Below are 23,095 nucleotides of genomic sequence, written 5' to 3'. Positions count from 1 at the left end.
GGCGGGACCGTCGGCCCAGGCCTGGTAGGCCTCCTCGGACTCCCACTTGGTGTAGACGAAATAGCGGGTCTCGCCCTTGACCGGGCGGAGCAGCTCGAAGCCGAGGAACCCGGGTGAGTTCTCGACGGCTCCCTTGCGGGCGGCGAACCGCTTCTCGAGCTCGGGGCCGGAGCCCTCGGGTACGTCGATGGCGTTGATCTTCACGACTGTCATGCGGTTCAGCGTCTCACAGGCGGCCCGTCCCGTGACCTGCGTGAGGTTCGCATCGCGAGATCCGTATCCCGACACGTGGGACTGTGTCTAGACTCTGGACCATGACGAGGAACATCGAGCTGGCAGTGGTCGCAGGCGACGGCATCGGGATCGAGGTCGTCGAGCAGGGGCTCGCCGTCCTGGACGCAGCCCTGGCCGGGACCGGCACCACGATCTCACCGACCGCCTTCGACCTCGGCGCGCAGCGCTGGCACCGGACGGGGGAGACCCTCACCGACGAGGACCTCGCCTCGATCCGCACGCACGACGCGATCCTGCTCGGCGCCATCGGAGACCCGTCCGTTCCGTCGGGCGTCCTCGAGCGCGGGCTGCTGCTCAAGCTGCGCTTCGCGCTCGACCACTACGTCAACCTTCGCCCCGGCAAGCTCTACAAGGGTGTGAAGTCCCCCCTCGCCGAGCCCGGCGAGATCGACTTCGTCGTCGTCCGCGAGGGCACCGAAGGTCCGTACGTCGGCAACGGCGGCGCGATCCGCGTCGGCACACCGCACGAGGTCGCCAACGAGGTCTCCGTCAACACGGCTTTCGGTGTCGAGCGCGTCGTCCGCGACGCCTTCGCCCGCGCCCAGGCCCGCCCCCGCAAGCACCTGACGCTCGTGCACAAGCACAACGTCCTCGTGCACGCAGGTCACCTGTGGCGCCGGACCGTCGAGGCCGTCAACGCCGACTTCCCGGACGTCACGACGGACTACCTCCACGTCGACGCCGCCACCATCTTCCTCACGACGAACCCGTCGCGATTCGACGTCATCGTCACCGACAACCTGTTCGGCGACATCCTGACGGACCAGGCCGCCGCGATCACCGGCGGCATCGGCCTCGCGGCCTCGGCGAACATCAACCCGGACCGCACCGCACCCTCCATGTTCGAGCCCGTCCACGGCTCTGCGCCCGACATCGCCGGGCAGGGCAAGGCCGACCCCACGGCCACAGTCCTCTCGGTCGCGATGCTCCTCGACCACCTCGGTCTGACCGACGAGTCGCGTCGCGTGGAGGCTGCCGTCGCGGCAGACCTCGTCGAGCGCGGCGCGCGAGTACGGTCGACGGCCGAGGTGGGCACAGAGCTCGCAGACCGCGTGCGCGGCTGACGCTCAGACCCCTTCGGCCGTCTTCACCGCCACTGCTCCACCGGACGCCCGTCGCCGGACGTGCGTCCCCGCAGACCGGACGGCCTCTTCCCACGCCGTGCCCCATCACGGGGCGCGGCGTGGGAAACTCGTCTGGTCGCCAGGTGAAAGGCCTACCACCATGAGTTCCACGCTCGACCAGACGTCCGACGCCGCAGCCCGCGCCGCGTCCTTCGACATCCGCCCCTCTGACGCCCCGCTGCCCGACGCGGAGCGCGAGGCGCTCCTCGCCGACCCGAAGTTCGGCACGGTCTTCTCCGACCACATGGCCAGGGTCACCTGGACCGCCGGGACGGGGTGGGCCGACCACCGCGTCGAGAAGTACGGGCCGCTCCAGATGGACCCCGCCAGTGCGGTGCTGCACTACGCGCAGGAGATCTTCGAAGGTCTCAAGGCGTACCGCCACGCCGACGGCTCGGTCTGGACCTTCCGTCCCGAGGCGAACGCCGCCCGCTTCGCGCGGTCGGCCCGTCGCCTCGCGCTCCCCGAGCTGCCCGAGCAGGACTTCCTCGGGGCCATCACCGCGCTCGTGCGCGCCGACGCCGCCTGGGTGCCCTCGGGCGCCGAGGCCAGCCTCTACCTGCGGCCGTTCATGTACGGCTCCGAGGCCTTCCTCGGGGTGCGTCCCTCGCTCGAGGCCGAGTTCCTCGTCATCGCCTCGCCCGTCGGTCCGTACTTCGCGGGCGGCGTGAAGCCCGTGTCGATCTGGGTCTCCCAGGACATGCACCGCGCAGGAGCCGGCGGCACCGGCGACGCCAAGTGCGGCGGCAACTACGCGGCCAGCCTCAAGCCGCAGATCGAGGCCTACGAGCACGGCTTCGAGCAGGTGCTGTTCCTCGACGCCTCGACCAACACGGCGATCGAAGAGCTCGGCGGGATGAACGTGTTCTTCGTCCGTGCCGACGGCTCGGTCGAGACCCCGGAGCTCTCCGGCTCGATCCTCGAGGGCGTCACGCGCATGTCGATCATCCAGCTGCTCGAGGACCGCGGCCACGAGGTGGTCGAGCGGCGCATCCTGCTCACCGAGGTCCAGGAGGGCCTGGCCGACGGCTCGATCGTCGAGGCCTTCGCGTGCGGGACCGCGGCTGTCGTCACGCCGATCGGTCGGCTGGCGGGCGCGGAGTTCGACGCGACCATCTCGGGCGGCGGACCGGGCGAGCTCACGCTGTCGATCCGTGACGAGCTCACAGGGATCCAGACCGGACGGGTCGCGGACCCGCACGGATGGATGACGCGCCTCGTCTGAGCGACCCTTCAAGGTGACCAGACAGGCTGCCCGGCGACGAGCGATCGTCGCCGGGCAGCGTGCTGTCTGCACGGGGGGCCGTCGGGCCTGAGAGACCCGGACGGGACGGCAGTCGCACATCGCGGACAGGAAGTTGACTCTGCGAGCAGACGTGGCATGATGTGAGGCGTGACACACCACGTCAGCACTGCGCTCCTCATCATGTAGCGCGTCCGGTTCCTTCCTCCGGACGCGCAGACCTCCCGTACCCCGGGGGGTTTTTTGTTTGTCCGGCACACCCCGCCGGGCAGCGAGCGCGGCGGAGGGGAGGGGCACCGAGAGGTACCAGCAGTCCCGAAGCATGTGACACACCGAGAGAAGAGCAGACGAGTGACCTTCCACGTCTACGACACCACCCTGCGCGACGGCGCCCAGCAAGAGGGCATGAACCTCTCGGTCTCCGACAAGCTGGCGATCGCACCGCTCCTCGACGAGCTCGGGGTGGGGTTCATCGAGGGCGGGTGGCCCGGCGCGGTCCCGAAGGACACCGACTTCTTCGCCCGGGCGCAGAAGGAGCTCACGCTGCGAAACGCCGTGCTCGCGGCCTTCGGCGCGACGCGAAAGGTCGGCCTGCAGGCGAGCGAAGACCCGCAGGTGCTCGCGCTCCTCGCGTCGCAGGCGCCCGTCATCACCCTCGTGGCGAAGTTCGACGTCCGCCACGTGGAGCGGGCGCTGCGCACGACGCCCGAGGAGAACCTCGCGATGATCACGGACACCGTGTCCTTCCTCGTCGCCGAGGGGCGCCGCGTGGTCGTCGACGCCGAGCACTTCTTCGACGGGTACAGGTTCGACCCTGAGTACTCCCGGCGTGCGGCCGTCACGGCCTTCGAGGCCGGCGCCGAGGTGGTCGCGCTCTGCGACACCAACGGTGGCATGCTGCCCAACTGGGTCGGCGAGATCGTCGCGGCCGTCCGCGAGACCGTCGGCGAGGGCCCGATCCTCGGGATGCACGCCCACAACGACACCGGGTGCGCCGTCGCGAACACCCTCGCGGCCGTCGACGCCGGAGCCTCGCACGTCCAGGGGACCGTGAACGGCTACGGCGAGCGCACAGGCAACGCCGACCTGATCACCGTGGTGGCCAACCTCGAGCTCAAGGGTGGCCGCACCCTCCTCGCCGGGAACGGGCTCGCAGAGTCCAGCCGCCTGGCGCACGCCATCAGCGAGATCACGAACATCTCGCCCTACGCCCGTCAGCCCTACGTCGGGGCGAGCGCCTTCGCCCACAAGGCGGGCCTGCACGCGAGCGCGATCAAGGTCGACCCCGACCTGTACCAGCACATCGACCCGACGCTCGTGGGCAACGACATGCGCATGCTCATCTCCGAGATGGCCGGGCGCGCGTCGATCGAGCTCAAGGGCAAAGAGCTCGGATTCGACCTCGCGGGGCAGGGGGAGGTGCTCACGCGGGTGACCACCCGCGTCAAGGAGGCCGAGGCGAACGGCTACACCTACGACGCCGCAGACGCCTCCTTCGAGCTGCTGCTCACCGAAGAGGTCCGTGGAGAGCGTCCGCAGTACTTCACCGTCGAGAGCTGGCGGACGATCGTCGAGCGCACCGGGCACCGGGGCACGGTCCCGGTGTCCGAGGCGACGGTCAAGCTCCAGGCGGGTGGGCAGCGCCAGGTCGTCACGGGGGAGGGCAACGGGCCTGTCAACGCCCTCGACCACGCGCTGAGGCTCGCGCTGGCGACCGTGTACCCCGAGATCGCGCACTTCGAGCTCATCGACTTCAAGGTGCGCATCCTCGACCAGATGCACGGCACCGACGCGGTCACCCGGGTGCTCATCGAGACCACGGACGGTCAGCGCAGCTGGTCGACCGTCGGGGTCGGCGCGAACCTGCTCGAGGCCTCGTGGGAGGCGCTGACAGACTCCGCGATCTACGGCCTGATCCACGCCGGGGTCGACCCGCGCTGACGGCTGCGGCGGCTCTTAGGGAGACACAGGCTGGCGGACCAGAGGTAGCTGCGTCATCGCTGTATGGCTGCGGTCGTTCGGTTCGGCGGCTGGGCGGCTGGCATCGGCCTCGACATCGTGACTTTGGAGCGAGATCGACCCTCGGGAGTCACGATCTCGCTCCGAAGTCACGATCTCGCTGGCTTGGGCTGGACGTCCGGTCTGGTCTGTCCCGGCTGGATCGGCGCACCGCGTCCGCGCTGCGGAGGTGGTGTGGCGGGGGTCTCACCTCGCCTCTGTCGACGGTGGGCATAGGGTGACCTGTGTGAGAGGCGAATACAAGGTCCCAGGTGGCAAGCTCGTAGCGATCGACCTCGAGGTCGAGGAGGGTCGGCTGGCGCACGTCGCGGTCAGCGGCGACTTCTTCCTCGAGCCCGACACGGCCCTCGCCGACATCGACAGGGCGCTCGAGGGCATGCCCGTCGACGCGTCGGTCGCGGCCCTCGCCGAGTCGATCAGTCGCACGCTCGACCCGACAGCCGTGCTCGTGGGCTTCAGCCCCGAGGCCGTCGCGATCGCGGCCCGTCGCGCGCTCGGCCGGGCGACGGGGTGGCACGACCACACCTTCGAGATCGTCCACGACGGTCCGCAGGCCCCCGAGATGCACATGGCACTCGACCAGGCGATCTCCGAGTCCGTCGACGCCGGGCTCCGCCCGCCGACGCTGCGCATCTGGGAGTGGGGCGCGCCCGCCGTGGTGATCGGCTCCTTCCAGTCGCTCAAGAACGAGGTCGACCCTGAGGGCGCCGAGAAGCACGGCATCACCGTCGTGCGCCGAGTCTCGGGCGGGGGCGCGATGTTCATCGAGCCCGGCAACACCATCACCTACTCGCTCACCGTCCCGAGCTCGCTCGTCGAGGGCCTGAGCTTCGAGAAGTCCTACGCCTTCCTCGACGACTGGGTGCTCGGCGCCCTCGCCGAGCTGGGCGTGGCCGCGACGTACCAGCCGCTCAACGACATCGCGTCGCCCGCCGGCAAGATCGCCGGTGCCGCGCAGAAGCGCTTCGTCGGGGGAGCGGTGCTCCACCACGTGACGATGGCCTACGACATCGACGCCGACAAGATGCTCGAGGTCCTGCGCATCGGCCGCGAGAAGATGAGCGACAAGGGCACCAAGAGCGCCAACAAGCGTGTCGACCCCGTGCGCTCGCAGACGGGCATGTCCCGCGCGGAGGTCATCGAGGCCTTCAAGGCGCACTTCCGCGGACGTTACGAGACCGTCGAGGGGAGCGTCACCGAGGCCGAGTGGGCCCGAGCGCGCGAGCTCGTCGAGACGAAGTTCTCCACGACGGAGTGGACCGCACGCGTGCCGTGACGGGCGCGGCACCGAGAGGCCGGCGTCTGTGGCTAGCTGCCGTGCGCGGGCCGCAGCGGGCCAAGGCTGCGCACGACGAGTCGACCCCGAGAGCGATGCTCTCGGGGTCGACTCGTCTCTGTGCTGGCGGTGCGTGCTGCGGTCGAGGTGCGGGCGCGACCCTCAGGTCCGGCGGTCGACGACGACGAAGGTGATGACACCAGTCGCGATGAGCAGGTAGGGCAGGACGCGCAGAGCGGTGTCCGCGTCGAGGCCGAGACCCGAGGCGGCGGGCAGCAGGGCGCTGACCACGAAGGCGACGAAGCCGACGACCGACATGGTCACGAGGTAGACGCGGGTGTCTCGCTCGTCTCCTCGACCGGAGAAGACCCGCTCCGCGGTCGCTGCGTCGGCGCCCCTCCGGGTGGCTCGGCGGCCGGCGACCCACAGCAGGACGAGGACAAGACCTCCGCCGCAGAGGACCCCAGCGCCCGTCGCCCAGTCGTCGAAGGCGGCATAGGTCCCCGCGATGGCCAGGAGCAGACCGACGGTCGCGAGCAGCAGCACGTGGTGGGCGCGGGGGCTGAACCCGCCGCGTGCTCCGTGGGCGGTCGAGCCGGGCCCGTCCTGGTAGTTCTCAGGCGTCGACATGGAAGATCTCCTCGACTGTCGTGGCGAAGTGGCGGGCGATGGCGATCGCGAGGGGGAGGGACGGGTCGTACTTCCCGGTCTCGATCGAGTTGATGGTCTGGCGGGAGACACCGAGGGCGGTGCCGAGCGCCCCTTGGGACAGCCCCGCGGCCTCGCGCAGGGTGCGGACGTCGTTGCGCATGCAGGTCACCTAGCTCGGGTCTGGACGGGGTGCTGGGGTGACAGAGGAGGTCGTGCCGGCCGTGGCCTCGCCGTCGGCGGCGGTGCCGATCCGCGTCGTCGCGGGCTCGGCAGGCACCGGGAGCATCAGTGCCCGGAGATCCACGAGCGTGTGCAGGACCATCGGCAGGAGGAGGCTGCCCGTCACGAGGAAGAGCCCGGCCATGAGAGCGCCGAAGATCCCCGTGCTGACGATCCCGGTCCATCCCTGGTACCAGTGGGCGAGCCCGAAGGACACGGCTGCGACCGTGACGAGCAGGGCCGTGGGGGCGTCGCTCGGCAGGACGACCGCGAGCGTGAGCAGGAGCAGGCCGCGGTAGGTGATCTCTTCCGTGACACCGGCGCTCAGCGAGAGCATCGCCCATCCGCGCCGGCCGGCTGCGGTCCTGGGGAGCATCGGCAGGACGGCGGCCATCTGGCCTCGAGGTCCCGCGGAGGGGGCCTCTGACTCGACTGAGGCGGCCGCGGCGGTGGGTGCGCTGGCCGCGGCGCGGCGTGAGCGCCACCTACGGACGAGCATCGCCAGTGCGACCACGACGATCATGAGCAGCACGCCGGCGATCATCCCGCGCACGGCGCTGCTGGCCACCGAGTCGCCGCTCGGCCACGACGGCCAGCGCGCGCCGATGTCGGCGAGGCCCACGCCTGGGAGGGCGAGGACGAGTGCGACGGCCAGGATCGCGGACGTGCATCCCTGGAGCGTCCACGATCTGTAGTGGCGCAGCCGGGCTGGTTCGCCCTCGGCTGCCTCTTCGACGCGGAACCGCGCGAAGGAGCGTCGGCCTGTGATGGGCTCGCGCAGGACGAGCACGAGCGAGGCGACCGCGAGCAGGACCACTGTGGCGGCGGGTGGGTCGAGCGACTGGAGGTGCGAGACGAGGTCGTTCACGGATACTCCGTTCAGGTGTCAAAGGAGCTTGACTCCTGTCAAGCATGCTTGACTGCGAATCGGGTGTCAAGGGTGCTTGTCTCCCCGCGACCCGCGACCTGCGACCTGCGACCCCGGGGCACCAAGAGCAAGGGAGGACGCGCGGCACAGGACGCGAGCACGCCTGCCGGTGCTGAAAACCTCCGAGGCCTGCAGGACGACAGACGCCCCGGACCTCCCTGCAGGGAGGTCCGGGGCGTCCGGAGGCATGCTGCTGGCGTCAGACCGGGGTCTACTTCCTGCCCTTCTCGACCCGCCAGAGACGAGCCGACCCGAGTCCGGCCTTACCGACAGGTCGGCCGGCAGCCGGTCACCTGGATCGCGGTCAGCGTCCGGCGAGCATCTCGACGACGGTCTCTCGGGACTCTGTCATCGCGACGAAGTCCACGCGGGTGTCCTCGAACTGCTCCTCGCCGTCGGTGAACATCTTCTCGGTGAGAGGGCCGGCAGCGTCGTCGTTGACGACCACGGTGATCCACACCGCGTAGTCCTCGGGGGCGTCGGCAGGGATCAGCTCGCGGACCGCGGGGGTCGCGAGCGACGCGATGGTCAGCTCGACGAGGCGGCGCAGGTCGACCTGAGTCTGGGCGTCCGCCCCGGTCTCGCCCAGCACGACGATCTCGGTGCGCAGGCGTGAGTTCTCCTCGTCCCAGACGAACACCCCGGGCACCAGACCCTTGCTCGGCTCGGGGCCGCGGACGACGGGCTTCGCGGGGACCGCAGGCGTGACAGCGGCGGCAGCAGCGGGCTCTTCCTCGACGACGACCGGCAGCGGAGTCTCGACGACAGACAGCGGGATCGACCGGCCCAGGCGCTCCTGCAGGATCTCGACGTTGCGCTTCGCGAGCGGACCGAGCGGGGTGGTCGCGTCGACCTGGATCCGGACGCCGGCGCCCGAGGTGCCCTCCGGGATGCTGTGGCCGAAGTCGCCCGCCTGGACCGAGCGCACCACGGCGACGATCGCGTCGGACAGGGTGTCGGCGACGAGGCTCGCGTCAGGGCTGCTCGAGTCGAACGGCAGGTGCACGACCACGCTGTTCCCCTCGGCGTCCCACACCTCCGTGACACCCGGCGGGAGTGCAGTGACGGCGGGCTTGCGGGAGAAGGGCATCTTCATGGTCTGACCTTATCTGCCCGGGCCCGGCGCACCGCACGTGAGAGTCAGCGCGCCCCGAAGACCGCCGACCCGACGCGGACGATCGTCGCACCCTCGGCCACGGCCCACTCGAGGTCCTGGGACATGCCCATCGACAGCTCCCGGGCGCCCTGGGTCCCGTAGGCCCCCGAGCCGATCACCTCGTCGCGGATCTCGCGCAGCCGGGCAAAGCCGGCCCGGACCAGGCCCTCGTCGGTCGACCGTGCGCCGATCGTCATGAAGCCGGACAGCCTGAGACCGCTCACCTGGGCGACAGCGAGCGCGAGGTCGACGGCTGCGTCGGGGGAGACGCCAGCCTTGGACTCTTCGCCCGAGACGTTCACCTGGACGTAGACGTCGAGCACGGCGCTCGCGGACGGCGCTGAGGGCTCGGGGTGGTCGCCGCCCTGGGCACCGGCCGGGGACGCGTGCGTGGTAGCCGAGGCGAGGACCCGGCTGCCGATCTTCTCGGCGAGGGCGAGCGAGTCGACGGTCTCGATGCAGCCCCGGCCGTGCTGGGCCAGAGCGCGCAGCACGTGGTTCACCTTGTTGGACTGGAGGGGGCCGATGAGGTGCGCGGTCAGCCCGAGGTCGGCGAGTGCCGGTGCCTTCTCGGTGAGCTCTTGGACGCGGTTCTCGCCGACGAGGACCGGCGACCCGCGACCTGCGGCGCGATCGGCCTGCACCGCAGCCCGCACGGCGGCGGCATCCTGAGTCTTGGTGGCCAGGAGCAGGCGGACCGACGAGGTGGCTTCATCCGAGTCGCTGACACCAGACGACCCGAGCCCGGCGTCGCTGCGCGCCTGCTCGATGCGGTCGTGCACACGGGCCAGCGCGTCGGCGTACGTCGCGTGGGCCGGGGACGACGCAGCCTGAGGTGTCGAGGAGGTCGGGGGCATGGACAGCATCGTAGTTCTCGTGGTCGTGCGACAGACTGTCCCGGTGGACCACGGGTACGACGAACGCGAGCAGACCGCCGAGCCGAGGACAGAGCCGGCCGCGGTTCCTCCCAGAGCGCCCGCAGCCGGCGGTGGGGACGACGCCTCCGACGGGCGGGTCGTCGACCCTGGCGCGCTCCCGGAGGGCCGCGTCCCCAGGGTGCTGAGGTCCGCCGTGCGCGGCCCGCTCGTCCACTGGCCGGTGACGCTGCTGACCTTCGTGGCCTTCGCCGCCTACCTCACGCTCTCGCTGGCCCGCTGGTACAGGTGGGAGAACCCGTCCTGGGACAACGCGATCTTCGAGCAGGCCGTCGCCGGGTACGCCCGGCTCGGTGCGCCGATCGTGCCCATCAAGGGGCCGGACTTCAACCAGCTGGGTGACCACTTCTCCCCGCTGCTCGTGGTGCTCGCACCCTTCTACCGCCTGTTCCCCTCGCCCGTGACGCTGCTCGTCGCGCAGTGCGTGCTCGTCGCGGTCTCGATCGTGCCGATCACGCTCGTCGCGCGACGCCTTCTCGGCGCGTGGCCCGGGCTGGCCGTCGGCTTCGCCTACGCCTTCGCGTGGGGCATCCAGTCGGCCGTCGACGTGCAGTTCCACGAGTACTCCCTCGCGGTGCCGATCCTCGCCTTCGGCATGGCAGCCTTCCTCACCGAGAGGTGGCGGGCGAGCGCGATCTGGGTCGTCCTGCTGCTCGGGGTCAAGGAAGACCTCGGGCTGACTGTCGCTGCCTTCGGGGTCGTCCTCTGGTTGCGCGGGCAGCGACGGCTCGGTGCGGTCGTCGCGGCGACCGGCGCCGTCGGCTTCGTGCTGGTGCTCACGGTGATCATCCCGTTCTTCAACCCGCAGGGCCGTTACGACTACTGGGGCAAGCTGAGCGAGGACGGCTCGGCGGCGAGCTCGGGGAGCACGGTCTCGGGGCTGCTCGACACCTTCGCGGGGCTGCTGACGCCTGCGGTCAAGATCGAGACGCTCGTCATGCTCGTGGTCATCACGGCCCTCGTCGCGCTGCGGTCGCCGCTCGCGCTCGTCGCCGTGCCCACCCTCGTGTGGCGCTTCGCGGGGTCGACGGTCTTCTACTGGGGGACGACGTGGCACTACTCCGTCATCCTCATGCCGATCCTCTTCGCCGCGGCGATCGACGGGATCGTGCGCCTGCGCGCATCCAGGTTCGAGCTGCTGCGTACCTACGCCCGGCTGGCACCTGTCGCGATGGCCGTCGTCGCGGCGGTCCTCGTGACGCAGTTCCCGTTCCGCGACCTGTGGTCGCCCGCCACCTACGAGCGCAGCGACCGGATCGCCGCGGCTGAGCGCGCCGTCGCAGCGGTCCCGGCCGGTGCGAGCGTGGCGAGCGACCGCGGACTCATCGTCCAGCTCGCGACGGACCGTGAGGTCTACTGGATCTCGACGGACCCGTCCGTGCGGCCCGACTACGTGGTCGTCGACAGGCTGTCGTGGGGCGGGAACGCCCCTGTCGACGTCGAGCAGTACGCCGAGCGGGCCTACCCGGGGACGACGTACTCCGTGGTCTTCGACGAGGACGGGTACGTGATCGTCGAGCGCACCGCGGGCTGACGGGGCTCGCGGCGGTCCGGTACGAGCGCTGGGGCGACGGTAGGGCCGTGCGGAGCCGCGAGGGAGCGGTGCGGATCTCGCGGCGAGGGCGCTGAGACCCTGCCGGCGAAGGGCTCTGGGCCTACGCTCAGACCATGAACACGATCCTCAACATCATCTGGTTGGTGTTCGCCGGCTTCTGGATGGCCGTCGGGTACGCGGTCGCGGGCATCGTCTGCTGCGTCCTCATCATCACCATCCCCTTCGGCATCGCGTCCTTCCGCATGGCGAACTACGTCCTGTGGCCCTTCGGTCGGACTGTCGTCGACCACCCGGGCGCCGGTGCGTGGTCGACGATCGGGAACATCGTGTGGCTGGTCGTCGCGGGGTGGTGGCTCGCCATCGGGCACCTGCTCACCGGGATCGCGTTGTGCATCACGATCATCGGGATTCCCATGGGCATCGCGAGCTTCAAGCTCATCCCGATCTCGCTCCTGCCGCTGGGCAAGGAGATCGTCTCGACGGACAGGCCCTTCGGGCGGTACTGAGCCGCGCTGGTCCCCGTCAGGCGGGGCGGGAGGCTCTCGGTCCTGACCTGAGCGGGCGCCGAGGTGCTGCGTCGAGGTCCGTCGCGCTGTGCGCCGCGCACAGGTCCGGGCTGCTCGACTCCGCGTGACCGATGACCGTGCTGAGGCGTCCGAGCGTGGCGGTGAGGTCGTCGATCGTGGCCGCGATGCGGTCGCGCTCGCGGACGAGGAGCTCGAGGGCGTCCTCTGTGGCGCTGCCGGCATCCACGCTCGGCAAGATCCCGCGGATGGTCCGGCTCGACAGGCCCGCGGCGTAGAAGTGAAGGACGAGACGGACACGGTCCACGGTCTCGTCGGCGTAGTCGCGCTGACCGCCAGAGGTCCGGGTGGACTCGACGAGGCCCTGCTGCTCGTAGTACCGCAGCGAGCGCACGCTCGCGCCTGTCCTGGCGGCGACGTCACCGATGCGCACAGAGTCCTCCTCGTCACGGGCTTGCACCTGACACGGGTGTCAGGTCTTACGGTACCGGGACGTGGCCGACGCCCCGTCCGAGCCGCACCCCTGGACGAAGAGAGAACGACGTGAACCTGTCTGAGCACACCGCCCTGGTCACCGGCGCCAACCGAGGGATCGGCAGCCATTTCGTGGCCGAGCTGCTCGAGCGTGGGGTCCGCAAGGTCTATGCCACGGCCCGCCAGCCCGAGCTGATGTCGACGCCCGGCGTCGAGGTGGTCCGGCTCGACCTGCTCGACCGAGAGTCCGTCGACGAGGCAGCCCGCGCCGCGAGCGACGTGACGCTGCTGGTCAACAACGCAGGGATCGGCACGTCCGCGCCTCTGCTCACCGGGGATCTCGCCGAGGCCCACCGTCACATGGACACCCACTTCTGGGGGACGCTGGACGTGGTCCGTGCCTTCGCCCCGGTGCTCGCGGCCAACGGCGGGGGGAGCATCGTCAACGTCCTGTCGGCCCTGTCGTGGTTCGTCTCACCGGGCAACGGTGCGTACGCGGCCGCCAAGTCGGCCGAGTGGAGCCTGACCAACGCGCTGCGGCTCGAGCTGGCGGCGCAGGGGACCTTCGTCCAGGGCGTGCACCTCGGTGCCGCGGACACCGACATGATGTCCGGCTACGACGGACCGAAGACCGACCCGAGGGATGTGGCCCGAGCGTCGCTCGACGGTCTGGCCGCGGGTCGGTTCGAGGTGCTCGTCGACGACACCGCGGCGATGGTCAAGGCCGCACTCGCGGGGGACCCTGCGGAGCTCTACGGGCCGATGCTCGCCGGCTGACCCGGGTCGGCCTGTGACGTGCCCGGCCGGGTCGGTGAGGAGACCCAGATCCGTGCCGGCAGGGGAGCGCGGAACCGGCCGGCGTGGGGCGCGCTGGCTGGTCCAGCCTGCGGTGCCTCAGTCGCGGGCGATGTCGGCTGTCGTGGCGCTCGTCGCCGACACGAGGTCTGTCGGCGACAGGCCGATGTCCAGCCCGCGGCGGCCGCCCGAGACGTAGACGGTGTCGTGGGTGAGCGCGGAGGCGTCCACGACGGTCGCGTGCGGTGTGCGCTGCCCGAGGGGGGAGATGCCCCCGACGACGTAGCCGGTAGCGCGCTCGGCGTCGGCCTTGTCGGCCATCGTCGCCTTCTTGCCCCCGACGGCGTGCGCGAGGACCTTGAGGTCGAGCGTGCGGTCGACCGGGACGATGCCGACGACGAGGCGCCCGTCGACCGAGGCCATGAGCGTCTTGAAAACCTTCGCGGGTTCGACGCCGATCGCCTGCGCAGCCTCGAGGCCGTAGCCGAGGTCGCTCGACGGGTCGTGCTCGTACGGGTGGACGGTGTGCACGACACCGGCCTTCGCGAGCGCGACGATCGCAGGGGTGGCGCCGTGGGCGGCGTGGTCGTCCTTCTTCGCGTGCTTCGACATGCCTCCACGCTAGCCCCTCTGACCGGGCGCGACGCCCTGAGCGTCCGGGGCTGCGTCGTCCTGCCGGATGGTGGGCGGACCTGGCCGCGGTCGAGCGCCACGGCTAGGGTCGGCGTCATGACTCGCAGCCGTGACTTCGCCCAGGTCGACGTGTTCACCTCCGTGCCCTACCAGGGCAACCCCGTTGCGGTCGTCCTCGACGCCGACGGCATGACCGAAGAGGAGATGGCGGCCTTCGCCCGCTGGACCAACCTCTCCGAGACCACCTTCGTGCTCCCTGCGCGCGAGACCGGCGCCGACTACAGGCTGCGCATCTTCACCACGCGGGGCGAGCTGCCCTTCGCTGGCCACCCGACGCTCGGCAGCGCGCACGCGTGGCTCGAGGCCGGTGGGCGCCAGTGGGGCGTCGACATCGTGCAGGAGTGCGAGGTGGGGCTCGTGCGGATCCGCCGCGACGGGTCTCGGCTCGCCTTCGCGGCGCCGCCGCTGCGCCGGTCCGGCCCTGTCGACGAGACCACGAGCGAGCACGTCGCCGCCGCTCTCGGGCTAGACCTGAGCGACCTGCGTGACCTCGCGTGGGTCGACAACGGACCCGGGTGGCTCGGGGTGCTGCTCGCCGACGGCGACACCGTGCGCCGCGTGCAGCCCGACTACTCCGTGATGGGTGAGCACGACCTCAAGCTCGGTGTCGTCGGGCTGTGGGACGCCGAGTCGGCACCGGGGAAGGAGGGCATCGCCGCCGAGGTCCGGGCCTTCATCCCTGGCGAGGGTGCCCCCGAGGACCCGGTGACGGGCAGCCTCAACGCCGGGCTCGCCCAGTGGCTCGTGCCGCTCGGCGTACTTCCCGGCACCTATGTGGCCGGTCAGGGCTGGGCCCTCCAGCGCGACGGCCGCGTGCACGTCGAGCAGGACGGCGCCGACATCTGGGTCGGCGGCAGCGCCGTCACCTGCATCCGCGGGACCGTCGAGGCCTGAGGCCTGAGGCCTGAGGCCTGAGGCCTGAGGCGCCGCGCCCGGTGAGGTGCGGCCCTGAGCTGCCCTCCCGCGAGGTCGCAGGATCGAGACCCTGGTCGCACCAGCGGCGCCGAGGTCGTACGTACACGCCGGATCCGTCCCTCAGGCGGCGTGATCTGGCGTGTCTGTACGACTTCGGGGCAGAGGTGCGACCTCGACGGCAGAGGTGCGACCTCGGCGCTAGGAAGGGCTGCCGGCGGGGCTCGGGCCGTCCTGCGTCCAGCGTCCCCGCGCTACATCGCCGCGACGTCCGTCACGTGCAGGACGACCTCGCCGGCCTCGTCGCTCGCGTCCAGGTCGACCGTCGCGGTGATGGCCCAGTCGTGGTCGCCGTCGGGGTCGTCGAGGACCTGGCGGACGGTCCAGAACCGGGGGTTGCCGTCGACACCCTCGGTGATGGTGAGCAGCTTGGGGGAGCGGGCCTGCGGGCCGAAGCCGATCGCATCGTCGCCGTAGTGCTCGAACATCGGGTCGAGGGCGTCGGCCCACGCGTCGGCGTCCCAGCCGTCGGCGCCGTCGAGGGAGCCGAGGGTCGAGTACGCCTCGCGGGAGGCGAGCTCGACCCGCTTGAACATCGCGTTGCGCAGCAGCACGCGGAAGGCGCGGACGTTCCCGGTGACCGGGCGGACCGGCGCCTCGACGGACGTCCCGTTGAGCGGTGAGTCACCGGTGAGGGTGTCGGCGTCGTCGTCGACGGGGTTCGACAGCCGCTCCCACTCGTCGAGCAGGCTCGAGTCGACCCCGCGGACGAGCTCGCCCAACCACTCGACGAGGTCTTCGACCTCTTCGGTCTTGTGCTCGGTCGACACCGTCTGGCGCAGGGTGCGATACGCGTCGGCGAGGTAGCGCAGGACGACACCCTCGGTGCGGTCGAGCTGGTACTTCGACACGAACTCCGCGAAGGTCATGGCCCGCTCGACCATGTCGCGGACCACGGACTTCGGCGAGAGCTCTTGGTCGGCGACCCACGGGTTGGTCTTCTTGTACGTCTCGAAGGCCGCGGTCAGCAGCTCTTCGAGGGGCTTGGGCCACGAGACGTCCTCGAGGGCGGCCATGCGCTCCTCGTAGTCGTAGCCCTCGGCCTTGAGCGCCCCGATGGCCTCGCCGCGGGCGGCGCGCTGCTGGCCGTAGAGCACCTGGCGCGGGTCGTCGAGGGTCGCCTCGATGACCGAGACCACGTCGAGGGCGTGCGTGGGCGAGTCGGGGTCGAGGAGGTCCTGGGCGGCGAGCGCGAAGGGAGAGAGCGGCTGGTTGAGCGCGAAGTCGCGCGGCAGGTCGACCGTGAGACGGACCGTGTAGCCACCCTTGCCGTCCGAGACCTTCTCGACGATCCCCGCCTGGCGCAGCGAGCGGTAGATGCGGAAGACCTGGCGCACGTGCGCGGCCTTGTTCTGCTCCGAGTCGTGGTTCGCGGTGAGCAGGTGACGCATGGCGCTCACAGGGTCGCCGCTCGCCTTCGTGCTGCGGGCCAGCACGTTGAGCACGAGGGCGTGGCTCACCGTGAAGTGGCTGGTCAGCGGTTCGGGGTCGGCGTCGCGGAGCCGCTCGAAGGTCTTGTCCGTCCAGTTGACGGCACCGGCCGGCGCCTTCTTGCGGACGATCTTCTTGAGCTTCTTCGGGTCGTCGCCCGCCCGCTCGAGGAGCTTGCGGTTCTCGATGACGTGCTCGGGCGCCATGACGATCACGTCGCCCATGGTGTCGTAGCCCGCGCGCCCGGCCCGCCCGGCGATCTGGTGGAACTCGCGGGCGGTCAGGTGACGCATGCGCTCGCCGTCGAACTTCACGACGCTCGTCAGCAGCACGGTGCGGATCGGCACGTTGATGCCGACGCCGAGGGTGTCGGTGCCGCAGACGACCTTGAGCAGACCCTTCTGGGTGAGGCGCTCGACCACCCGGCGGTACTTGGGCAGCATGCCGGCGTGGTGCACACCGATCCCCGCGCGCAGGTACTTGCTGAGGGACTTGCCGAAGCCCGAGGTGAAGCGGAAGTCACCGAGCTCCTCGACGATCGCCGCCTTCTCCTCCTTGCTGGCGAGGTTGGTGCTCAGCAGCGACTGGGCGCGGTCGACGGCGTCCTTCTGCGTGAAGTGCACGACGTACACCGGGGCGCGGTGCGTGTGCACGAGGTCTTCGATGACCTCGCCGAGGGGCTCGACCACGTAGCTGAAGCTCAGCGGGACCGGGCGGTCGACGCTCGTCACCTCCGCGACTGTGCGGCCCGTGCGCTCCTCGAGGTCGGTGCGGAACATCTCGGTGTCACCGAGGGTCGCCGACATGAGCAAGAACTGCGCCTTGGGCAGCTCGAGCAGCGGCACCTGCCACGCCCAGCCGCGCTGAGGGTCGGCGTAGAAGTGGAACTCGTCCATGACCACCTGGTCGACACCCGGGTCCTCAGCGTCGACCCCGCCCGTGCGCAGGGCGATGTTCGCGAGGATCTCCGCGGTGCAGCAGATGATCGGGGCCGTCGGGTTGACCGACGAGTCACCCGTCATCATGCCGACGTTCTCGGAGCCGAAGACCTCGACGAGGGCGAAGAACTTCTCGCTCACGAGCGCCTTGAGGGGAGCCGTGTAGAAGGACCGCTTGCCCTCGGCCATCGCGACGTAGTGCGCGCCCGTGGCTACGAGGGACTTGCCCGAGCCCGTGGGGGTGCTGAGGATGACGTGCGAGCCCGAGACCAGCTCGATGAGCGCCTCTTCCTGCGCGGGGTACAGGTTCAGGCCCTTGTCCTGCGCCCACGACGCGAAGCCCTGGAACAGCTCGTCCGGGTCCGGTGCGGCACCGCCCACGGCGGGCGGGATGTGGTCGAGGAGGCTGATCTGGTACGGCGTCGTGGAGGTCACCCGGTCTAGTGTCCCAGGTTCGCCGTGCTGCTGCTGCGGCCGACCCCCGCGGCCGGTCGGCCGGACGGTCGGCTCCGACGAGAGGCGCGCTGCGCGGGTGGTGGGTGCACCGGCGCGCGAGGCCGCAGGCGTGGCTCGAGGACGGCGGCACCGAGCTCGGCACATGCCAGCCACGCCGAAGGCGCCCCGCGCTCGCACGCGAGGGCGCCTCGGGCCGACCTGGGTCGGCCTACTACTGGTTGCCGGGCTGCTGGTTGCCTGGCTGCGGGACAGGCGGCTGCGGGACCGCCGGCTGTGCCCACTGCTGCTGGGGACCGGGCTGCGGGACCGACGGCTGGGCGTTCTGCTGGTGGGCACCGGGCTGCGGGACCGGCGGCTGTGCCCACTGCTGCTGGGCCATCATGGCGGCCTGGGCCTGCTGCGCCTGGAGGGCCGCTCGCGAGGTGTCCATCATCTCACCGTGGCGGAGACCGGCCTGGTCGGTGAAGAGGACGTTGTTGATGTCGTCGCGAAGCTGCTCGAGCTTCGCCCTCTCCAGGACCGAGACCCTGACACCGCTGACAGCACCGCCGTTGTTCTGGATGGTCAGGGTCGCGTTGACCGCGTTCAGCACCATCGAGACGGCGACCAGCAGGAGGATCCAGCCGAGCGGGTTGTCGATCAGGCCGAAGGCGACGAACGCGAGGAAGAGACCGAAGAGGCCGCGCCCGAGTGAGAACTTCACGTCGACGCCAGCCGAGGCGACGTTGGAGAGCGGGTAAGCGTTGTCACGGTAGCCGAGCGGGATGACACCGAGGAGCGTGTTGGGCGCACGAGTGACCACGCGAGTGTTGGTTGCCGCGATCTCGGTCTTGAGCCAGAACATCGTCACCGATGGGCTGAAGGCTGCGGCCCGGACGGTGGTCTCGCCTGGAGCGAACTTGAGGTTGGACATGCTTCCCACTTTCATGGTTGTCGCGTCACACGACGCAGGTTGGAAAATCGTGGTTCGGCCGGGCTGCTACCGGTCGGTGCCTTCCTCGCTCTCGTCGCACCCATGAAGAGTGCGAGGCTCAGCGCGCACCAGAAGACCCGACCGGCCGCGAGCTCGATCTCCAGGTGCCACGGACGTCCTTCTCGGAGTGCCGCGGCATTCCGCTCGGATCGTCGACGAACGACGCCCCGTCGTCGTCTGCGGCATCGGCGGTCGGTGTCCCGAGCGCGCGAGGAGCCCGACGGTGCACCCCGCCGCATCCCGGCACGGCACCCGGGCGAATACGGCACTGCTGGCTCTTCGTCTATGAGGTCCGCTTCCGTCTAGCTATCCTGTTGACCGCTCGGGCGTCGGTAAGAGGGCTTTGGCCGAGAATCACCCGTTCCCCGGTGCGGATGAGGCCGGTCCAAGCAAGGTGTGCTGTCACGGACCACGGAGGCCACGAGTGACGTCCGCGAGCCCGCGGGGGGTGCTGGGGGCGAGCTGCTAGCGGGAGTCCAGCTCGACGAGTGTCTCCTCCTGTGCCGGGTCAATGCTCAGCCCGCGGTCCTGCGCCCATGCCCGGCATAGTGAATGACCAGTCAAAGAGCCGCACTGGTGACTATCTTAACGGATCAGGCGTAAAAGGTAAAGTCGGTCGCTTCGGCCATACTGCCCAGCCGACGACGGACGGACGTGTGATGGGCGCCCTCAGGTCAGCCCTCATCGACCCCGTGAGCAGATTTCTCCACACCTACGTGCTCGTGTACGTGCTCGTCGGGCTCGGCACACCTCCTTCACCGTGCGCACCGCGCCGTCCAGGTCCGGCTCGCCCGGCACATGTGGCAGGTGGTGGTCAGGTCCCGCGGTGGTGCTCACGGCGGGCTCGCCGCATCCGCCGTCTACGAACTCGGGGTCACGACCGACGCGGAAGGCGCCACGCTCACCACGCTCGCGGTGACCGACGCGCCCGGCCCCTGGGCCACCCCGCTGATGACGCTGCTCATCTTCGTGTTCGCCTTCACGTCGCTGTTCGGCAACTACGCCTACGTCGGGGTGAACCTCACCTACCTGGGCATCCGCTCGGCGCAAGGTGTCGCGGCCTTCCGCGTCCTCGTCCTCGCGGCCGTCGCGACAGGTTCCGTGCTGAGCCTCGAGCTCGTGTGGGACACCGCCGACATCGCCGACATCGCCATGGTCAGCATGGCCCTGGTGAACCTCACCGCCTGCACGCTGCCGCTGCGCTGGGTGCTTGGCGCGCTGCGCGACTACGAGCACCGGATGCGCACCGGGACCCTCGCCGAGAGGTTCGTCGGGCACGAGAACAGGTTCCTGCCCGGTGACCTGCCTGGGGCGGTATGGGCGCCGAGGGTCACCGAGTGGCGCTGACCCTCTGGGCACCACCGCCGGGTGCACGACCTGCCTCCCGAGCCTGTCGGGGGTACGCTCCGGTGATCTGTCAGCCTGCCCGACCCCGCACGAGGAGCACCGCTCATGGAGAACCTCAGGAACGCAGTCATCGTCCCGGTGAGCGACTTCCTCTACACGTACATCCTCATCGCGCTGCTCGTCGGTGCGGGGATCTACTTCACCGTGCGTACCCGGGCCGTCCAGGTCCGCCTCGCACGGCAGATGTGGCGGGTGGTCGCAGGTTCCCGCGGCGACGCCGACGGCGGGATCTCGTCGTTCCAGGCCTTCTGCGTCGGTCTCGCGTCCAGGGTGGGCACGGGCAACATCGTCGGTGTCGCGATCGCCCTGACCCTCGGCGGGCCCGGAGCCATCTTCTGGATGTGGATGGTGGCCCTGCTCGGCATGGCGACAGCCTTCATCGAGGCGACGCTCGGCCAGCTGTTCAAGGTCCGCTCGGCAGACGGCAGCTTCCGCGGTGGCCCGGCCTACTACATCCAGCGCGGCCTCGGCTCCCGGCCTGCGGCCGTGCTCTTCGCCGTCCTGCTGATCTTCGCCTTCGGCTTCGCGTTCAACATGGTCCAGGCGAACACGATCTCGGACGCGCTGAGCTCCGGTCACGGCGTCGACGCGTCCTGGACGGCCGTGGGCCTCATGGCGCTCGCGGCCCCTGTCCTCTTCGGCGGCGTCAGGCGCATCGCCTCGGTCGCCGGGATCATGCTCCCGATCATGGCCCTCGTCTACGTGCTGCTGGCCCTCGTCGTCGTGGCCCTCAACGTCACCGAGATCCCGCGTGTCCTCCTGCAGATCGTCGAGGGAGCCTTCGGGATCGACGAAGCCCTGGCCGGGACGGCCGGCGGGATCCTCGCGGCGCTGCTCAACGGCGTCCGTCGCGGGCTCTTCTCCAACGAGGCCGGGATGGGGAGCGCCCCCAACACCGCGGCGACGGCCACGGTCAGCCACCCCGCCAAGCAGGGTCTCGTGCAGTCCCTCGGCGTGTTCGTCGACACGATGATCGTGTGCTCGGCGACCGCCTTCATGATCCTCGTCGCCGGACCGACCGTCTACGACCCGGGCACGACGACCGAGGCCAGCGGCGCCGCGCTGACAGCCAACGCCGTCGCCGAGTCCCTCGGCACCTGGACCACCCCGCTCATGACGGTCCTCGTGTTCTTCTTCGCCTTCTCCTCGGTGCTCGGCAACTACTCCTACGCCGAGGGCAACCTCGAGTTCCTCGGGGTCCGTGGCCGTGGGCTCACGGTCCTGCGCGTGCTCGTCCTCGCGGCGGTCGGAGCCGGAGCCCTGCTCAGCCTCGAGGTGGTGTGGGCGCTCGCAGACGTCGCGATGGCCTTCATGGCGATCGTCAACCTCGTCGCGATCGCGCTCCTCGGCAGGTGGGCCTTCGGGGCGCTCCGCGACTACGAGCACCAGCTGCGCTCAGGCTCGGGCGTCCAGGACTTCGTCGACGGCAACCGGTTCATGCCGGGGAAGCTCCCGGGCGACGTGTGGCCGGCTCAGGAGTCGGTGCCTCAGGACACCACGTCCTAGGCGACGACGTCTGGCCGGACATGGCCGACCGCGCGGGCCAGGCGCCTGACCCGGCGGCTGCGCGACGCTCCGCCAGCACCCTCGGCGGCGGCGCTCCGCACTGTGACGGTGGCCGTAGCGCCAGCCCTCAGGCTCGGTCGGCTCCGTCGAGCAGCGCGTCGCAGGCCTCGACGATGCGGGCGCGCAGCGGAGCACCGCGCTCGGCAAACTCGCGCTGACGCCGCGCGTACTCGGCCTTGCCCTCGGGTGTCTCGATCTTCACGGCCTCCTCGCCGAAGCGGGAGACGTCGTAGGGGGAGGCCTGCATGTCGAGGAGGCGGATGTCACGGGCGAGCTCGAAGCAGTCGAGCACGAGGTCGCTCGGCAGGGCGGGGACCAGCTTGTTGGTCCACTTGAACAGGTCCATGCCGGCGTGCAGGCAGCCCGGCTGCTCGAGGGCGGGCTGGTCGTCGCGCGTCGGCTGGAGGCGGTTGAGCGGGACGGCCTCGGGGGTGAAGAACCTGAAGGCGTCGAAGTGCGTGCACCGGATCTGGTGCGACTCGACGACGGCGTCGGTCCCCTCGGCCCCGAGCCGCAGCGGCAGCATGTGCCGGGTGTCCTCGCCCTGCTTGTAGACCATGGCCCACTCGTGCAGCCCGAAGCAGCCGACGTTCGTCGGGCGCCCGGCCGTCGCCGCGACGAGCGAGCGGACGTAGCGGACCGTCGACCCACGGTCGGCGAGGAAGGTCGGGACGTCGACGGTGAGACCGCCGTCCGGCGTCGCCTCGTACCAGCGCCAGGTGGCCCGCTCGGCGAAGGCCTCGGTGCCGCCCGGGGCGTCGTGCAGGGTGACACCGGCACCCGGGTGCCAGCGGCGCAGCTGCGCAGGGCGCGTCGTGTAGTAGGTGAAGAGGAAGTCGTCGATCTCGTGCTTCTCGCCCGCGAGACGGCGCGAGCGCCAGCCAGCCGTGAGGGCGTCGGCGTGCTCGGCGTGCGCCGCGGCGAGCGGGGCCCAGGTGTCGTGGGCGAGGGCGGTCTGGGTGAGCACGGCGGTCTATCCCTGCGTCGTCGTACGTGCGTGGTCCGCCTCGGTCGCGTAGGTCTCCATGACCTCGCGGATCCCGGCCAGCATGCGGGTGAGCTGCTCGATCTCGTCCTGCGAGTACGGCTCGAGCAGCGCGGTGATGCGCTCGCCGAGCGGGTCGAAGAACCTGTCGGCGACCTCGTGCACGGTCGAGGTCGAGTGCAGCGTGACGATCCTCCGGTCCGCGTGGCCGCGGCTGCGCTCGATGTGGTGCGCCGTCTCGAGGCGGTTGAGCAGGCTCGACGTCGCGCCGAAGCTCAGCCCGATCCGTTCGCTCAGCCGTGCGGGGGTGAGAGGGGTACCGCGCTCTTCGGCGCCGAGGATCTCGACCAGCGCTGTCGCATCGGTCGTGTGCAGCCCTGCACCCGCCGCGAACTCTCGGCCGACCTGCGCGTACGTGGTGCCGTAGGCGGTGAGGGCCTCGAGCAGCCGATCCGTCGCGGGGCTCTCGTCGGGGTGGGTC

22 protein-coding genes are annotated in these 23,095 nt (G+C 70.5%); 10 read left to right on the top strand and 12 right to left on the bottom strand.

All coding sequences use genetic code 11. From position 1 onward, the window contains the following. Window positions 1–213, bottom strand: a 213-nt coding sequence (locus HZZ10_RS16855) for an antibiotic biosynthesis monooxygenase family protein (protein ID WP_179914397.1), incomplete at its 3' end; no start/stop codon positions are given. Between the two features lie 101 nt (window positions 214–314). Here HZZ10_RS16855 and HZZ10_RS16850 point away from each other — a divergent pair. From HZZ10_RS16850 to lplAB, 4 genes are all read left to right on the top strand, one after another. Further along, the gene (locus HZZ10_RS16850) at window positions 315–1,358 is read left to right on the top strand and encodes a 3-isopropylmalate dehydrogenase (RefSeq protein WP_179914396.1); all 1,044 of its coding nucleotides are present in this window, start codon (window positions 315–317) and stop codon (window positions 1,356–1,358) included. 160 nt (window positions 1,359–1,518) lie between these two features. After that, the gene (locus HZZ10_RS16845) at window positions 1,519–2,643 is read left to right on the top strand and encodes a branched-chain amino acid aminotransferase (RefSeq protein ID WP_179914395.1); all 1,125 of its coding nucleotides are present in this window, start codon (window positions 1,519–1,521) and stop codon (window positions 2,641–2,643) included. A gap of 369 nt (window positions 2,644–3,012) precedes the next feature. Further along, window positions 3,013–4,602: a citramalate synthase gene (gene cimA, locus HZZ10_RS16840; RefSeq protein WP_179914394.1), complete on the top strand. Its 1,590-nt coding sequence runs from the start codon at window positions 3,013–3,015 to the stop codon at window positions 4,600–4,602. A 304-nt stretch (window positions 4,603–4,906) separates the two neighbouring features. Continuing rightward, window positions 4,907–5,956 (top strand): lipoate-protein ligase LplAB, encoded by a 1,050-nt coding sequence (gene lplAB, locus HZZ10_RS16835; protein ID WP_056130991.1) that lies wholly within the window; start codon window positions 4,907–4,909, stop codon window positions 5,954–5,956. Window positions 5,957–6,118: 162 nt separating this feature from the next. Here the strand turns inward: lplAB and HZZ10_RS16830 are convergent, their stop codons facing one another. The 5 genes from HZZ10_RS16830 to HZZ10_RS16810 all read right to left on the bottom strand — a co-directional run bounded on the left by HZZ10_RS16830 (window position 6,119) and on the right by HZZ10_RS16810 (window position 9,776). Continuing rightward, the gene (locus HZZ10_RS16830) at window positions 6,119–6,586 is read right to left on the bottom strand and encodes a hypothetical protein (RefSeq protein WP_179914393.1); all 468 of its coding nucleotides are present in this window, start codon (window positions 6,584–6,586) and stop codon (window positions 6,119–6,121) included. After that, window positions 6,573–6,767 (bottom strand): helix-turn-helix transcriptional regulator, encoded by a 195-nt coding sequence (locus HZZ10_RS16825; protein ID WP_179914392.1) that lies wholly within the window; start codon window positions 6,765–6,767, stop codon window positions 6,573–6,575. The genes HZZ10_RS16830 and HZZ10_RS16825 overlap by 14 nt, the downstream gene beginning before the upstream one ends. A 9-nt stretch (window positions 6,768–6,776) precedes the next feature. Further along, window positions 6,777–7,694 carry a CPBP family intramembrane glutamic endopeptidase gene (locus tag HZZ10_RS20115; RefSeq protein WP_179914391.1) on the bottom strand — a complete coding sequence of 306 codons (918 nt, stop codon included), beginning with the start codon at window positions 7,692–7,694 and terminating at the stop codon, window positions 6,777–6,779. Between the two features lie 364 nt (window positions 7,695–8,058). Then, window positions 8,059–8,850, bottom strand: a complete 792-nt coding sequence (locus HZZ10_RS16815; RefSeq protein WP_179914390.1) for a hypothetical protein — start codon at window positions 8,848–8,850, stop codon at window positions 8,059–8,061. Window positions 8,851–8,894: 44 nt separating this feature from the next. Then, a complete protein-coding gene (locus HZZ10_RS16810; protein ID WP_179914389.1) occupies window positions 8,895–9,776 on the bottom strand; it encodes a YggS family pyridoxal phosphate enzyme in 882 nt (293 codons plus the stop codon). Between HZZ10_RS16810 and HZZ10_RS16805 the strand changes: the two genes are divergently transcribed. Further along, window positions 9,766–11,379 carry a DUF2079 domain-containing protein gene (locus tag HZZ10_RS16805; protein WP_179914388.1) on the top strand — a complete coding sequence of 538 codons (1,614 nt, stop codon included), beginning with the start codon at window positions 9,766–9,768 and terminating at the stop codon, window positions 11,377–11,379. The genes HZZ10_RS16810 and HZZ10_RS16805 overlap by 11 nt on opposite strands. 134 nt (window positions 11,380–11,513) lie before the next feature. Further along, window positions 11,514–11,906: a YccF domain-containing protein gene (locus tag HZZ10_RS16800; RefSeq protein WP_179914387.1), complete on the top strand. Its 393-nt coding sequence runs from the start codon at window positions 11,514–11,516 to the stop codon at window positions 11,904–11,906. A gap of 16 nt (window positions 11,907–11,922) precedes the next feature. On the opposite strand, the gene HZZ10_RS16795 is transcribed toward HZZ10_RS16800, so the two are convergent. Next, window positions 11,923–12,357 carry a MerR family transcriptional regulator gene (locus HZZ10_RS16795; protein WP_179914386.1) on the bottom strand — a complete coding sequence of 145 codons (435 nt, stop codon included), beginning with the start codon at window positions 12,355–12,357 and terminating at the stop codon, window positions 11,923–11,925. A 110-nt stretch (window positions 12,358–12,467) separates the two neighbouring features. On the opposite strand from HZZ10_RS16795, the gene HZZ10_RS16790 reads away from it, so the two are divergent. Continuing rightward, window positions 12,468–13,175 carry an SDR family oxidoreductase gene (locus HZZ10_RS16790; protein ID WP_179914385.1) on the top strand — a complete coding sequence of 236 codons (708 nt, stop codon included), beginning with the start codon at window positions 12,468–12,470 and terminating at the stop codon, window positions 13,173–13,175. 117 nt (window positions 13,176–13,292) lie between these two features. On the opposite strand, the gene ybaK is transcribed toward HZZ10_RS16790, so the two are convergent. Beyond that, a complete protein-coding gene (gene ybaK / locus HZZ10_RS16785) occupies window positions 13,293–13,805 on the bottom strand; it encodes a Cys-tRNA(Pro) deacylase (RefSeq protein ID WP_179914384.1) in 513 nt (170 codons plus the stop codon). 117 nt (window positions 13,806–13,922) lie between these two features. On the opposite strand from ybaK, the gene HZZ10_RS16780 reads away from it, so the two are divergent. Then, entirely contained in the window at window positions 13,923–14,780 is an 858-nt protein-coding gene (locus HZZ10_RS16780; RefSeq protein WP_179914383.1) for a PhzF family phenazine biosynthesis protein, read from the top strand. A gap of 272 nt (window positions 14,781–15,052) precedes the next feature. Here the strand turns inward: HZZ10_RS16780 and HZZ10_RS16775 are convergent, their stop codons facing one another. Next, entirely contained in the window at window positions 15,053–17,662 is a 2,610-nt protein-coding gene (locus HZZ10_RS16775; protein WP_308507608.1) for a DEAD/DEAH box helicase, read from the bottom strand. Window positions 17,663–17,894: 232 nt separating this feature from the next. Further along, on the bottom strand, window positions 17,895–18,596 hold the full coding sequence (locus HZZ10_RS16770; RefSeq protein WP_179914382.1) for a hypothetical protein: 702 nt from the start codon (window positions 18,594–18,596) through the stop codon (window positions 17,895–17,897). A gap of 867 nt (window positions 18,597–19,463) precedes the next feature. Here HZZ10_RS16770 and HZZ10_RS16765 point away from each other — a divergent pair. After that, on the top strand, window positions 19,464–20,003 hold the full coding sequence (locus HZZ10_RS16765; protein WP_308507607.1) for an alanine:cation symporter family protein: 540 nt from the start codon (window positions 19,464–19,466) through the stop codon (window positions 20,001–20,003). A gap of 105 nt (window positions 20,004–20,108) precedes the next feature. Next, the gene (locus HZZ10_RS16760) at window positions 20,109–21,569 is read left to right on the top strand and encodes an alanine/glycine:cation symporter family protein (RefSeq protein WP_179914381.1); all 1,461 of its coding nucleotides are present in this window, start codon (window positions 20,109–20,111) and stop codon (window positions 21,567–21,569) included. A gap of 127 nt (window positions 21,570–21,696) precedes the next feature. Here the strand turns inward: HZZ10_RS16760 and HZZ10_RS16755 are convergent, their stop codons facing one another. Together HZZ10_RS16755 and HZZ10_RS16750 are read right to left on the bottom strand one after the other, a co-directional pair. Beyond that, window positions 21,697–22,596, bottom strand: a complete 900-nt coding sequence (locus HZZ10_RS16755; protein ID WP_179914380.1) for a 3-methyladenine DNA glycosylase — start codon at window positions 22,594–22,596, stop codon at window positions 21,697–21,699. 6 nt (window positions 22,597–22,602) lie between these two features. After that, window positions 22,603–23,095, bottom strand: a 493-nt coding sequence (locus HZZ10_RS16750; protein ID WP_218928902.1) for a MarR family winged helix-turn-helix transcriptional regulator, incomplete at its 5' end; no start/stop codon positions are given.

Source organism: Sanguibacter inulinus, from assembly GCF_013415325.1.
GTDB classification, from domain to species: domain Bacteria; phylum Actinomycetota; class Actinomycetes; order Actinomycetales; family Cellulomonadaceae; genus Sanguibacter; species Sanguibacter inulinus.
This window is presented reverse-complemented; position numbering and strand designations above follow the sequence as displayed.

Excerpts from the sequence above, each read along its gene's own strand:
- HZZ10_RS16805 (WP_179914388.1), top strand. The coding sequence starts at position 9,766 with ATGGACAGCATCGTAGTTCTCGTGGTCGTGCGACAGACTGTCCCGGTG.
- HZZ10_RS16810 (WP_179914389.1), bottom strand. The coding sequence starts at position 9,776 with ATGCTGTCCATGCCCCCGACCTCCTCGACACCTCAGGCTGCGTCGTCC.
- HZZ10_RS16760 (WP_179914381.1), top strand. The coding sequence starts at position 20,109 with ATGGAGAACCTCAGGAACGCAGTCATCGTCCCGGTGAGCGACTTCCTC.
- HZZ10_RS16845 (WP_179914395.1), top strand. The coding sequence starts at position 1,519 with ATGAGTTCCACGCTCGACCAGACGTCCGACGCCGCAGCCCGCGCCGCG.
- HZZ10_RS16825 (WP_179914392.1), bottom strand. The coding sequence starts at position 6,767 with ATGCGCAACGACGTCCGCACCCTGCGCGAGGCCGCGGGGCTGTCCCAA.
- HZZ10_RS16770 (WP_179914382.1), bottom strand. The coding sequence starts at position 18,596 with ATGTCCAACCTCAAGTTCGCTCCAGGCGAGACCACCGTCCGGGCCGCA.
- ybaK (WP_179914384.1), bottom strand. The coding sequence starts at position 13,805 with ATGTCGAAGCACGCGAAGAAGGACGACCACGCCGCCCACGGCGCCACC.
- HZZ10_RS16815 (WP_179914390.1), bottom strand. The coding sequence starts at position 8,850 with ATGAAGATGCCCTTCTCCCGCAAGCCCGCCGTCACTGCACTCCCGCCG.
- HZZ10_RS16800 (WP_179914387.1), top strand. The coding sequence starts at position 11,514 with ATGAACACGATCCTCAACATCATCTGGTTGGTGTTCGCCGGCTTCTGG.
- HZZ10_RS16850 (WP_179914396.1), top strand. The coding sequence starts at position 315 with ATGACGAGGAACATCGAGCTGGCAGTGGTCGCAGGCGACGGCATCGGG.
- HZZ10_RS16780 (WP_179914383.1), top strand. The coding sequence starts at position 13,923 with ATGACTCGCAGCCGTGACTTCGCCCAGGTCGACGTGTTCACCTCCGTG.
- HZZ10_RS16830 (WP_179914393.1), bottom strand. The coding sequence starts at position 6,586 with ATGTCGACGCCTGAGAACTACCAGGACGGGCCCGGCTCGACCGCCCAC.